The 13,019-nt window shown below is 38.5% G+C and carries 13 protein-coding genes; 6 read left to right on the plus strand and 7 right to left on the minus strand.

Going from position 1 to position 13,019, the window contains the following annotated elements:
- Positions 1 to 9: 9 nt before the first annotated feature.
- Positions 10 to 327, minus strand: coding sequence for a peptidase associated/transthyretin-like domain-containing protein (locus tag FRZ67_RS02840; protein WP_147188092.1), 318 nt, complete (start codon positions 325 to 327; stop codon positions 10 to 12).
- A gap of 451 nt (positions 328 to 778) precedes the next feature.
- Between FRZ67_RS02840 and FRZ67_RS02845 the strand changes: the two genes are divergently transcribed.
- Entirely contained in the window at positions 779 to 1,474 is a 696-nt protein-coding gene (locus tag FRZ67_RS02845) for an alpha/beta hydrolase (protein ID WP_147188093.1), read from the plus strand.
- Here FRZ67_RS02845 and FRZ67_RS02850 read toward each other — a convergent pair.
- Positions 1,413 to 1,940, minus strand: coding sequence for a GNAT family N-acetyltransferase (locus FRZ67_RS02850; protein ID WP_147188094.1), 528 nt, complete (start codon positions 1,938 to 1,940; stop codon positions 1,413 to 1,415). The genes FRZ67_RS02845 and FRZ67_RS02850 overlap by 62 nt on opposite strands.
- 5 nt (positions 1,941 to 1,945) lie before the next feature.
- On the minus strand, positions 1,946 to 2,356 hold the full coding sequence (locus FRZ67_RS02855) for a hypothetical protein (RefSeq protein ID WP_147188095.1): 411 nt from the start codon (positions 2,354 to 2,356) through the stop codon (positions 1,946 to 1,948).
- A 231-nt stretch (positions 2,357 to 2,587) separates the two neighbouring features.
- Here FRZ67_RS02855 and FRZ67_RS02860 point away from each other — a divergent pair, with 231 nt between their 5' ends.
- A complete protein-coding gene (locus FRZ67_RS02860; protein WP_147188096.1) occupies positions 2,588 to 2,773 on the plus strand; it encodes a hypothetical protein in 186 nt (61 codons plus the stop codon).
- A 114-nt stretch (positions 2,774 to 2,887) separates the two neighbouring features.
- On the opposite strand, the gene FRZ67_RS02865 is transcribed toward FRZ67_RS02860, so the two are convergent.
- Positions 2,888 to 3,193, minus strand: a complete 306-nt coding sequence (locus FRZ67_RS02865) for a YtxH domain-containing protein (RefSeq protein ID WP_147188097.1) — start codon at positions 3,191 to 3,193, stop codon at positions 2,888 to 2,890.
- A 253-nt stretch (positions 3,194 to 3,446) separates the two neighbouring features.
- On the opposite strand from FRZ67_RS02865, the gene FRZ67_RS02870 reads away from it, so the two are divergent.
- Entirely contained in the window at positions 3,447 to 3,731 is a 285-nt protein-coding gene (locus tag FRZ67_RS02870) for a YXWGXW repeat-containing protein (RefSeq protein WP_147188098.1), read from the plus strand.
- A gap of 23 nt (positions 3,732 to 3,754) precedes the next feature.
- Here the strand turns inward: FRZ67_RS02870 and FRZ67_RS02875 are convergent, their stop codons facing one another.
- From FRZ67_RS02875 to FRZ67_RS02885, 3 genes are all read right to left on the minus strand, one after another.
- Positions 3,755 to 4,171: a ribosomal maturation YjgA family protein gene (locus FRZ67_RS02875; RefSeq protein WP_147188099.1), complete on the minus strand. Its 417-nt coding sequence runs from the start codon at positions 4,169 to 4,171 to the stop codon at positions 3,755 to 3,757.
- A gap of 153 nt (positions 4,172 to 4,324) precedes the next feature.
- Entirely contained in the window at positions 4,325 to 6,232 is a 1,908-nt protein-coding gene (gene dnaK, locus FRZ67_RS02880; RefSeq protein ID WP_147188100.1) for a molecular chaperone DnaK, read from the minus strand.
- Between the two features lie 358 nt (positions 6,233 to 6,590).
- Positions 6,591 to 7,733, minus strand: a complete 1,143-nt coding sequence (locus tag FRZ67_RS02885) for an acyloxyacyl hydrolase (RefSeq protein ID WP_158638287.1) — start codon at positions 7,731 to 7,733, stop codon at positions 6,591 to 6,593.
- Positions 7,734 to 7,867: 134 nt separating this feature from the next.
- Between FRZ67_RS02885 and FRZ67_RS02890 the strand changes: the two genes are divergently transcribed.
- The 3 genes from FRZ67_RS02890 to amaB all read left to right on the plus strand — a co-directional run bounded on the left by FRZ67_RS02890 (position 7,868) and on the right by amaB (position 13,013).
- Complete coding sequence (locus tag FRZ67_RS02890) at positions 7,868 to 10,165, plus strand: aminotransferase class III-fold pyridoxal phosphate-dependent enzyme (protein ID WP_147188102.1); 2,298 nt, start codon at positions 7,868 to 7,870, stop codon at positions 10,163 to 10,165.
- Between the two features lie 376 nt (positions 10,166 to 10,541).
- The gene (locus FRZ67_RS02895; RefSeq protein WP_147188103.1) at positions 10,542 to 11,441 is read left to right on the plus strand and encodes a DUF1338 domain-containing protein; all 900 of its coding nucleotides are present in this window, start codon (positions 10,542 to 10,544) and stop codon (positions 11,439 to 11,441) included.
- A 48-nt stretch (positions 11,442 to 11,489) separates the two neighbouring features.
- Positions 11,490 to 13,013 (plus strand): L-piperidine-6-carboxylate dehydrogenase, encoded by a 1,524-nt coding sequence (gene amaB, locus FRZ67_RS02900; RefSeq protein WP_147188104.1) that lies wholly within the window; start codon positions 11,490 to 11,492, stop codon positions 13,011 to 13,013.
- The last annotated feature ends 6 nt before the right edge of the window (positions 13,014 to 13,019 follow it).

Consider the following 13,019-nt stretch of genomic DNA (forward strand, 5'->3'; position numbering starts at 1 on the left):
ATTGTTTTTTTATTTTTGCAACATTATTTCTCCAAGATCTGCAGAACTTCCATCAGTTACCTGAACGCCTTCTTTTATCACATCTTTGTAAGGCTCGACTGCATCGATATAAACTTTATAAGTGCCAGCTTTTGCATTCTGAATTTCAAAAGTTCCCTGGTTGATCATAGCTTTTAAAGTATCTGTGGCAGATAATGCCCATACCTGGGATGCCCCGTCTACCGGTGTAATTTTACCTTTGATTGAACCACCCTGGAAAGTTGTAAAAGCGAATAATCCTGCCACCACTGCAGACAACGCCATAAGACCAATACGTGTGTTTTTCATACTTTAGCATTTAAGTAAACGATTATAAATTGATTAACCGGCATTGAAAAGAGTATCAACGCCGTTTTAAAATTTGCAAGTACCATGCCAATAACATTTAACAGCAGTAATGTACCTGTGTTTGATTTTACAAAAATTTCCGCAATAAAATGTGCATTAAAAAGTGCAGAAGAGGTTAACAAGAAACACCTAAAATATTTGAGAAATAATATTAACAGAAATAACTTCACAATACAATTGAGTGCAATAATAATCTGTTAAAAGAAAGTTTTGTATCTCTTGCGGCGAAACAGAAATTCCGTAAAAAGAAAGAATGTTAGCCACGAAAGCATCGGATTAGCAAATGTGGAAAGCTTCGGCTGATACAAATGCGAAATTTGATGCTTTTCTTTTTTTGTTACTCTACCAATCTAGAAATCATTCCTAAGTTTGTGCAGAATTACTATAACTTATGAAAGTATATTTCCTATCAGGTTTGGGGGCTGATAAAACAGTTTTCCAATTTCTTGATCTTGATTTCTGCGAACCTGTTTTCATTGAATGGATCGCTCCTCATAAAAATGAATCCCTGCCCAACTACGCATTGCGTTTAACAAAGCACTACCATATTCCTGTAAATGCTATTATTATCGGGCTTTCATTTGGAGGTATGTTAGCAACCGAAATTGCCAAAAAGCATTCGAACATAAAAGCAGTACTGATTTCCAGCGCCAAAACAAAATATGAGCTGCCACCATTTTACAGAATGGGCAAATATTTGTCAATGCATAAATGGACGCCGGCATCTTTACAACGGTGGTTCATGCTTAATATTAAATATCTTTTTGGCCTCAAAGATCCATTACATATAAAGGTCTACGAAGAATTAATAAACAATGCTGACACGGATTTTAATAAATGGGCAATAACCGCATTATTAAACTGGAATAACGAGATTGTACCTGCGAATGTTACACATATTCATGGCACTGATGATAAAATTCTGCCTTATAAATATGTTGAATGTGATAAGACCATTAAACAGGGCGGGCATTTAATGGTGATGGAACAATCAGCAATTATTTCAGCAATGATAAAAGAAATTTTTATGCAGGAGAAAGTTCTTTCTTCATCAGCCAATCAGTCTGCTCCTCTGAACCAAGTGTAAAAGTATGTTCGCCGAAAATTTCAAAACCAAATTTGGTATAAAATTTTAATGCCTTTTCATTGTGCTCCCACACCCCAAGCCATAACAATTCATAACCTTTTACCGAAGCAAAATCAAGACTGTATTGCATCATTCTGTGACCAAGGCCCATACCCTGATATTTCTTTACTGTATAAATACGCTCAAGTTCTATATGTTTTCGTCCAGGAAGTTGTTCGGGGTTTTCAAATGTGCGTAGTTTAGTATATCCAGCTGGAATATCATTATCAAACGCGGCAAAAAAATAGTTATTGCCGTTGATCAACTCAGTTAATAGTTGTTCCCTGCTAAAATGTTGCTGCAGGTAATGCTGCATATTTTCCGCAGTGTTATGCCCTGCATAAGTATCAATAAATGTATTGACGCTTATGTTTTGTAACATCTCAATATCATCGGCAGACAATCGTCTTATAATAATTTTATCCATAATTATTATAGATCGGGTGGCAGGCTACAAGGTTTACCTTTTTGTGGTCCTCCTCCATCCTCTGCACGTTTGCAAATCGGAGGCAGCATTTTATAAGCTTCCGGTTCTGCTTTTGTGGAATCTGCGTCGTAACCTGCATTATTTAAAGTAGTGCGGATATAATCAAGCGTTATGCGATCAGGCACATACTGAATTTTTAACGTGCCTGTATTCATAGCAATTGTCCACTTAATAATACCTGCGTCACCATTAGGACCTTTTTCTGTTAGCAGAAATTTATCAACCTTGTCTTTACAAACCCAGCATTTAAGTTGGGGCATACTTATCATAGCCCATTGCGCTTTTTGCTGCATTACTTGAGACCGCGACGAGGTCGCTAACATAAACAGCAATACTGTAACCAATAATCTTTTCATAATTGTTTATATAATTTTATGAGCCGGGCTTTCATAGTCCTATTAAACTCCTGTTGCGTCGCACTCTTCAACGCTAAAAATTTCTATTTTAGAGAATTTACCATGCCTGCATAAACACCAAATCTAATTACCATTTTTAATTGACTTATGTATTTTATCATTTTATTTTCATCGAAACAATTTTACGATTATTTTTGGGGCATGACTATTGAAACTTTCAAACAACTTTCTATGCCGGAAAAACTATCGGCACTTAAGCATGATGGGGAATTACTTGGCCCTTACGAAAGAAATGATGCAAACGGTGGCCCTAAAACGCCAGGTGACATTTATGCTCTTGCAGATTTTTTTGTTTACCTCAGCGAAGACGAAACTATTGTGGTACCATCAAGGAGAAACCCTTTGCCGGCTTTATAAGTTTAGGCGCAAGACAGATCATAAGAAACTTTGGTTTTATAATGCACTACTTTATAAATAAGGAACAGGCTTTCAATTGAAAGCCTGTTCCTTATTTTCCTATGAATGAAGAATTTAAAGAGTCTTTGTTTCTTCTTTTACATGATTATAACTTTTCTTGCTTGCTTCTATAAGCTTTAAAACTTTTTCCCGCACATCATCCTTCAGCCCCTCCACTTCAGTTTCAAAAACAGATTTCAGTTCATCTAATTCATCCGCCGCCTGTCCGCGGAGACGACGTAATTTTCTTTTTAACTCGTCCGCAGAGTCAGATATTTTTTGTCTTGTTTCACTACCCTTTGCAGGAGCAGTCAATAATCCAATAGCAACACCTGCAACGAGTCCGGACAATGCACCAATCAAAATTTTTTGAGCGCTCATAAAAAATTAAATTTAAGGTTAACAATTTTATTTATCAGTTGTGCTGGAAATAGTCCCAAAATCCTGCCAGAAAAGATTTATATTACTTCAGGATATGATACATGTAATTTACAAAAGTTTGCTCCATATTGTTTATTTTTTTCTACACTTTTAAAATATAATTATTCACTTGCTAAATAAAAAGCATTGGCATATTTCTTGGCTTTATGTTAACTGAAATGAAAAGAAATATTTATTTCCAAAAACAAAATGTATGAAAAGACTGATTGTATTTAGTGCTCTGATATTTTCACTAATGAGCATGGAAAGTTGTAAGACTACCGTAGCTACCAGACCTTCTCCACCTGCAGTAGTTGCAAGACCACCACAACCTCGCCCCAATTATATATGGATTGATGGAGAATGGTATATAGCTGGCGGAAAATATCAATACAGGCAAGGCTATTGGGCTCCTCCCCGCAGAGGTGGCGTATGGGTACCTGGTCATTGGGAAAAAAGAAGGGGTGGCTGGTATTGGAACAAAGGTCATTGGAGATAAATATCGAAACAAAAAGAGGTTATTCACCTAATAACCTCTTTTCGTTTTGAATATGTTTTTTCCAAAAGAATTAAAATTAAAAATGCAAGTAAAGTTCCAATTGCATAACAGAGAATATCACTCCATAAAAAGCCTTGTCCAAACATTAGCTTCCCTAATGTGGTAGTTCTAGCTACATCTGCAAATGGTGTACGAATTAATTGAGAAACCTCATCAAGCACACCCAATACATAACACCACACGGCAAGTTTCCACAAAGCGGTATTAATAAAGATCGTTCTTAATAAAAATAAGAATGCTCCAGCCCATATTACATCACCACCGTACTTAACAATCAATGGATAAAACCATTCTTTGTGATGTCTTGTTGCTAACGCAAGCCAAATAAAGAAAGCAAACAGCAGCAAATAAATTATTCTTCGTAAAAGATTTGAGTTCATAAAGGTTGTAGGAATTTTTCTTGCTCAAATATATTCCAACCGTACAAGAGTGCGACGCAACAAAAGCTTAATACTTATTCTTGCTTCTTGCTCAAATAAAAAATCCCCACATTGCTGTGAGGAATTTTTTATTATTACCTGATAACCCAAACCTTACTTCACTTCTTCAAACTCTGCATCGGTAACAGTTTCGTTATTTGCTGCACCAGCGTTTCCGTTTGCGCCTGCATCTGGTCCCGGTTGTGCACCACCACCAGCCTGTTGTGCTTTATAAATTTCTTCGCTTGCTGCAGTCCATGCCGTGTTCATTTCAGCCATTGCTGCATCAACAGCGGCTACATCCTGTGCTTTGTGCGCATCTTTCAGCTTATTCAATGCTGCCTCGATTGGCGCTTTTTTATCAGCAGGAATTTTATCTCCAAATTCTTTGAATTGTTTTTCTGTCTGGAAGATCATGCTGTCTGCCTGGTTAAGCTTATCAACTTTTTCACGTGCAATCTTATCTTCTGCTTCATGTGCCTTAGCTTCATTTTTCATCTTTTCTACTTCTTCTTTACTAAGACCGCTACCAGCTTCAATCCTGATCTTTTGTTCCTTACCTGTGCCTTTGTCTTTTGCACTTACATGCAACATACCGTTGGCATCTATATCGAAGGTTACTTCAATTTGAGGAACACCACGTGGAGCTGGCGGAATACCATCAAGGTTAAACACACCAAGGCTCTTATTCTGGCTTGCCATTGGCCTCTCACCCTGTATTACATGTATCTGTACACCGGGTTGATTATCGCTGGCAGTAGAGAATATTTCTGTTTTCTTGGAAGGAATAGTTGTGTTAGAAGCTATCATCGTTGTCATAACCCCACCCATTGTTTCAATGCCAAGAGAAAGTGGTGTAACGTCGAGTAACAACACATCTTTTACTTCACCGGTAAGAACCGCGCCCTGTATAGCTGCTCCAACCGCAACCACTTCATCAGGATTTACTCCTTTGTTTGGTTTTTTACCAAAGAACTTCTCAACTATTTCCTGAACTTTTGGTATACGTGTAGAACCACCAACCAATATTATTTCATCGATCTGTGATATATTATAACCCGCATCTTTCAATGCTGCTTCACAAGGTTTCAGACATCTTGCAAAAAGGTTATCAGCAAGGCTTTCAAATTTTGCACGGGTAAGTTTCTTTACAAGGTGTTTAGGCACACCATCAACAGCCGTGATATAAGGAAGATTTATTTCTGTTTCTGAAGAAGAACTCAATTCAACTTTTGCTTTTTCAGCAGCTTCTTTCAAACGCTGTAAAGCCATCGGGTCTTTACGAAGATCAATGTTCTCATCTTTTTTAAATTCTTCAGCCAGCCAGTCCATGATAACTTTATCAAAGTCATCACCACCAAGGTGCGTATCACCGTTAGTTGATTTCACTTCGAATACACCATCACCCAATTCAAGGATTGATATATCGAATGTGCCACCACCAAGATCAAACACCGCGATCTTCTGGTCAACATGTTTTTTATCCAGACCATAAGCAAGTGCCGCAGCCGTTGGTTCATTTACTATTCTGCGAACATTCAAGCCTGCAATTTCACCTGCTTCTTTAGTAGCCTGGCGTTGTGCATCGTTGAAGTATGCAGGAACAGTAATTACTGCTTCGCTCACTTCCTGTCCAAGATAATCTTCCGCCGTTTTCTTCATTTTCTGAAGGATCATCGCAGAAATTTCCTGTGGTGTATAAAGACGTCCGTCAATATCTACACGCACGGTATTATTGTCACCTTTGGCAACTTTATAGCTCCAATGGCTTATTTCTTCTGTCACTTCATCATATCTGCGCCCCATAAAACGCTTTACAGACATGATCGTGTTATGTGGATTTGTGATAGCCTGGCGCTTTGCCGGATCACCCACTTTACGTTCTCCATTTTTGAGAAACGCAACAACTGAAGGCGTGGTTCTGCGCCCTTCATCATTGGCTATTACCACAGGTTCGTTACCTTCCATTACGGCAACGCAACTGTTTGTAGTACCAAGGTCGATTCCTATTATTTTACCCATATTTTTAAATTTACTTTAGGTTAGTATTCAGTGATTTACTCGTTTCTCTTGTCAATCATTATGCCATTGGGCTTTGGGGTGAAAAAATGGCAGAACAAAAAGTGGGGAAAATTTCTTTTTAATGCAGGTTTTATGTAGTCAGCCAAAGGCTTTCATGGCATCGCCGGTTGTGTCACTCACTTCAGGGTTTAGAACTTTACCGGACAGGATGCAGACAGACTTTCAGCAAAAAACACTTTACGCTGTCAAATACGCTGGTTCTGCCATGCTGAAATACTTACTGAAGTACAAGAGTGCGACGCAAGAAAAGCTAAGTAGTAGTAATCAAGACCGGATCAAAGACCTGCTCTTTAAGTTCTTAAAACCTATAGATCAACCTGCCATCAATAAAATCTGCCACATGCCCATGCACCAGGAAGTTGAAGCCAAAATACCAATGCTTCTGCAGGCGGTAACGCAATCCCCAGCGATGGTAAACTAATCCAAAAGGTTGTTTGTAAATATCTGTGTAAGACTCAGTGTTTTTATGCAGAAAAAAACCAAGTTGCTGACTGAAAATAATTTTGCGGAAAATGAATTCATTGCCCATCAGTAAACCAGTATACACATTCGAGGAATTATCACCAAGGTTTCTTTTAATGGAACCTATTGCGTCATCATAGTAAATTTCGGTTCCTAATGTAAGCGCATCAAGTGAACTTATCCTGTAGGAAGTTTGAAAACCAGCACCAAACAAGTACTTTCTTTTGTGTTGCCATACATAATTATATCCTTCTTTAGGGGAATAGTAAGCCATGGCATCATAGTTCCATTTATCCGTTTTCCAGCTTGTGTCTTTTATTCGCCTGAATGTTGGGGTAGTGTTACTTTCAACGTCATACCGGATACCGGCTGAAAGATTAGGATAGTTCAAACCCCGGTTTGGTTGATCAAAGCCCCCATTGGAGTTATGAAAAAAATTCGCATCCAAAACTGCTGAATAATGGTTATTGAATTTGTAAGTAATACCAAGCCCGGCTGCAGTAAAAAAATTAAACCTTGTACTGTATGTATTATTGGTGGGGTTTTTTAAAGAATCATGCGGATTAGTTAAGTATGATAATCCAATTCTTGTTTTTATAAAAAAATCCATCTTGTTATTAAGCCTGAATGTTGGTTCAAAAATGTATGCAGCGGTATACGATTTGGAAAGAATAGGCGTATTCAAATCAAGGTATGTGAGCATTATACCTGTAGAAGGATACGAACCATACTTATTCCATACCGCTGTATCAGTTGATCTGTTCACGATTTCGAAAGATACACCTCTTGGCTTTGCACCTGCAGTATTTTTTATATCTATTGAATGAGCATATATCCATCCATAATTAAGGTTAAAAGTATAAGACTTTTGCCCGGTAATTTTTAAAGATGTTGAATCGGTTTGTGCCTCGCCGGCAAAGGAGAAATAAAGAATGCTTATGACAATTGCCAACAAAAAATAAACGTACTTTAATAACATGCAAAATGAAAATTTTAAAAATCGCTGCATCAGATACAGTTTATTTTCCAACAAAGCCGAAGATATAATTTTAGTTACAAAACGATTATTGACTGGTTATTATTGAGTAAGTTTACGACTATCAAAAACTAACGATGAGCTTTACCGAAAAAGAAATTGAATCGCTGGTAAAAAAATATTACCTGCTTGATGTAAAAGCAAAAGCATTGACAGGTGAGTATGAGTTCAATTTTTTATTGACTGCACAGGATGGCACTAAATATATTTTCAAAGCAGCAAGTGATGAACATAGCTATGATTTTTTTGACGCGCAAATAAAAATTGTGCAGCATTTATCAAACAGCGAAGTAGCTGATAAATTCTTTCAATATATTCCCAATTCTTCAGGTGAACTAATGACCGTGCTGCAAAAAGGTGATAGGAAATTTTATCTGCGCTTAATTACATTTTTAGAAGGAAAATTCTGGTGCAACACAAGTGAACGCCCAGATGCATTACACATTGATCTTGGCAATGTTCTAGGTCGTATGGATAAAGTGCTGCAAAATTTTTCTCATCCTGCCATGCACCGCCATTATGTGTGGGATATCAGTAATGCTGCAGATGCAAACCGTAAATTGCATTGTATAAAAGATCATGAACTCAGAAGAATAGCCGGTTATTTTTTACTGCAGTTTGAGACAGAAGTGTTGCCGGTTATTTCATCGCTTCGGCACGCATATTTACATCACGATGCGAATGATACAAACATTTTAGTACAAGGCGATAAAGTTGTTGGATTGATTGATTTCAGTGACATGGTCTATACCGCACTCATCAATAATCTTGCAGTGGCTTGTACTTATGCAATGATGAATCACCCTGATCCTTTATTTGCAGCAACGCTTGTTGTACAAGGTTATCACAAAGCTTATGCTTTAACCGAACAGGAAATTGATCTGCTGTATTACTTGATTGCCGCAAGGCTTTGTATAAGTGTAACACAGTCTGCCTGGAACGCATCTATTGAAACAAACAATGAACATCATTTTATTTCTGAAAAACCTGCATGGGAATTATTGTACAAACTCATCCGCATCAACCCGATCAAAGCACAGGACAGTTTCAGAAAAGTTTGTGGCTTTAAAGCTATCATCAATAACGATGATTATACAAACCTGCTTGAAGAAAGAAAAGAACATATTGGTCGCAATCTTAGTATCAGTTACCAACAAAAATTAAAAATTGTTCGTGGTGCTTTGCAATATTTATATGACGACAAAGGCAACACGTTTGTTGATTGTGTAAACAATCCAAGTCATGTGGGGCATTGTCATCCTGTTGTGGTAAAAGCAATGCAAAAACAAATTGCCACACTCAATACTAATTCAAGATACCTCCATAATAATATTATTGACTATGCCAAACGTTTAACTGCAACACTTCCGCCTTCATTGAGTGTTTGCTATTTCACCAACAGTGGCAGCGAAGCGAATGATCTTGCTGTTAGAATAGCGCGTCATTTTACCAAGCAGAAAGATATTATTGTATTAGATCACGCTTATCATGGCACATCTACAGTGGCAATGGAAATGAGTCCGTATAAATTTGACAGCAAAGGTGGTTTCGGGCAAATGCCATGGATTCATAAAGCCATGAACCCGGACTTGTATCGCGGACCTTACAAATACAATGATAGGGAAGCAGGAAAAAAATATGCAGCAGATGTGCAACGCATCATTGAAGAATTAAAAAAAGAAAACAAAGCGCCTGCGGTTTTCATTTGCGAAACATTGCTCGGCGTTGGCGGACAAATTCCCTTGCCGCCGAATTATTTAAAAGAAGTTTACAAACATGTTCGCGCCGCAGGCGGGGTTTGCATTGCAGACGAAGTGCAAGTCGGCTTTGGTCGCGTTGGAGATGCATTCTGGGGCTTCGAATTGCAGAACGTGGTGCCAGATATTGTAGTGATGGGCAAACCCATTGGCAACGGTCACCCACTGGCGGCAGTTGTTATTACAAACGAGATTGCTGATGCTTTCAACAACGGGCTTGAATATTTCAACACATTTGGCGGCAACCCTGTTTCCATGGCTGCCGGGCTTGCGGTGCTCGACGTAATTCAGCACGAAGAAATGCAGCAACATGCAAAGGAAACCGGCGAATATTTAATGGATGGCTTACGCAAGCTCATGAACAAACACCCACTCATCAGCGAAGTGCGTGGGCATGGTTTGTTCATCGGTGCCGAAATGGTGAAAGACCGAAACACACTTGAACCAGCGTTGCCCGAAATTGATATTGTTGTTGAAAAAGTAAAAACAAAAGGTTATTTGCTCAGCACCGATGGTCCGCTGCACAATGTTTTAAAAATCAAACCCCCGCTACCGTTCAATAAACAAAATGCAGATGAGTTACTGCAATATCTTGATGAATCTTTGAGTGAGTTGTAATTATTTTTTGTTTCAGACTGTAGTTTTTCATGGCATCTTCGTTGCGTCGCACTCTTGTACTGTATAGCATTATGCATCAGTATATATTGATTAACATGTTCTTTATAGCAAACACTTTCAACCGTTAGTTTTTTCCCGCAAAAAGCAATAGCTTTGCAGCCGCAAATGAATATTCTGCTGAACATACAGCTTTCTTACATGGCTTTTCTCAGAAGTACATGTTCTCACGTGCCTTAATATTTTCTTTCTCCTCATAAACTGATTTACGAACTTTATTAGTTGAATAAAAATTTTCAGTACAAGTGTGCGACGCAACGATGCACAATACTTGTACAAAAGTTTGGCTCATAATTTTTTTCTTGCTCAAATAAATAATATGTCAAAAATTGTATTAAATAAGGTTCTTGAAGGCCTTATGACCCGATACAAAGAACGTGTGCCCGATGTGCAGGGTGTAATTAATGCCATGATAAAAGAAGGCGTAATTGCAAATGCCAATGAAATTGAGAATGATCATATTGCTTTCAGAACGATGGGTGTAAAACATCTTGGAATTGCATCACTTGAAAAAATATTCCTTCATTATGGTTACAAAAGAAAAGATCATTATTTCTTTCCGGCGAAGAAGTTAGATGCCTATTGGTATGCGCCGCCTTCGCCGGAATATCCACGCATATTTATAAGTGAATTGATCGTTGAAGATCTATCAAAGAGTGCGCAGCAAATTATACATAGTTATACAGATGAAGTAACGTGTGATCCTGTTGATTCAATCAATTTAGACGATGCGGCTGCAGTTGATGATTTTTTACACAGTGGTTTATGGCGTTTGCCAACTTTAGAAGATTTTCTAACACTCAGCAGCGAAAGTGAATATGCGGCATGGGTTATTTATAACCGTTATTATTTAAATCACTTTACTGTGAGCGTTCATAATTTAAAAACAGGATACAACAACGTTGCGGACTTCAATAATTTTCTTGAACGCAATGGTTTTAAACTAAATGATTCTGGTGGCAAAATCAAAACCAGTCCGGATGGAAATTTGTTGCAAAGTTCAACAGTTGCAGAAATGATCATCGCAACTTTTGCAAATAGCGTTAAGCACCTGATCTCAGGTTCTTATGTTGAATTTGCAGAAAGAAAAGTTTTGAAGCAATACGAAGGCTTGTCTGCAAACGAACTAAAACGCGAACATAGAAGAGAAGGTTTTGAAGCAGGCAATGCAGACAAAATTTTCGAAAGCACTTATGCTTCGCAAACAAGTAAAAAATAATACCTCACCCAAACCCTCTCCAAAGGAGAGGGCTTTAAATTTTTATATATGGATTTCTTACAACAATTAGGATTAGAACAGGAAAATAAAGGTGTTTCAACAGGCTCTACATGGATAGATTCTAAAGGTGCAAAACTTGAATCCTTCTCTCCTGTTGATGGCAAACTAATCGGCACAGTTATAAGCGCAGATAAAGCCGCTTATGATGTATCAATGGAAAAAGCGCTTGCTGCTTTTAAGGAATGGCGCATGTGGCCTGCGCCGAAACGTGGAGAAATTGTTCGCCAGTTTGGCGAAGCATTGCGTGAAAAGAAAGAACCGCTTGGGAAATTGGTTAGCTATGAAATGGGCAAAAGTTTACAGGAAGGTTTGGGCGAAGTACAGGAAATGATCGACATCTGCGATTTTGCTGTTGGTTTGTCTCGTCAGCTATACGGTTTAAGCATGCATAGCGAAAGACCGTTACACAGAATGTATGAGCAATGGCATCCGCTGGGTGTTGTTGGAATTATTTCCGCTTTCAACTTTCCCGTTGCAGTATGGAGCTGGAACACAGCACTAGCTTGGATCTGCGGCGATGTATGTATCTGGAAGCCGAGCGAAAAAACACCGTTGTGTGGTATTGCATGTCAAAAAATAATTGCAGAAGTTTTTGCTAAGAACAATGTTCCTGAAGGTGTAAGTTGCCTGGTGCAAGGTGGCAGAGAAATTGGCGAATGGCTTTCCAATGATACCAATATTCCACTAATTTCTGCAACAGGCTCTACACGAATGGGTAAAGCGGTTTCAACAGCTGTGGCTGCTCGTTTGGGAAGGTCAATTCTGGAATTAGGCGGCAATAATGCAATCATTATTTCTCAACATGCAGATCTTGATATGTCATTGATCGGCGCTGTGTTTGGTGCGGTTGGTACTGCTGGTCAGCGTTGTACTTCTACACGTCGTTTGATCATTCATGAATCCGTTTATGATACTTTCAAAAACAAGCTCATCAATGCATACAAACAACTAAGCATTGGTGATCCGCTTGATTCAAAAAATCATGTGGGTCCATTAATCGATAAAGATGCAGTAAAACTTTACCTTGATTCCATTGAAAAATGTAAACAGCAGGGTGGCAATTTTGTGGTAGAAGGCGGTATTCTCGAAGGTGCCGGTTATGAAAGCGGTTGTTACGTTAAACCTTGTATTGCAGAGGTAACCAACGATTTAGGTATTGTTCAGCATGAAACTTTTGCGCCAATCTTATATCTAATAAAATATAAAACAATCGAAGAGGCAATTGTTTTGCAGAATGGTGTACCACAAGGTTTGTCTTCAGCAATCATGACTTTGAACATTCGTGAATCTGAATTGTTCTTATCACAGGCTGGTAGCGATTGTGGAATTGCAAATGTTAATATTGGTACCAGTGGTGCCGAGATTGGTGGCGCTTTTGGAGGTGAGAAAGAAACCGGCGGTGGCCGCGAAAGTGGTTCAGATGCATGGAAAGCTTATATGCGCAGGCAAACAAATACCATTAATTGGAGCACCAACTTACCATTGGCGCAAGGCATTAAATTCCATATATAATTGCCC

Origin of the sequence: Panacibacter ginsenosidivorans (assembly GCF_007971225.1) — a bacterium.
GTDB classification, from domain to species: Bacteria; Bacteroidota; Bacteroidia; order Chitinophagales; family Chitinophagaceae; genus Panacibacter; species Panacibacter ginsenosidivorans.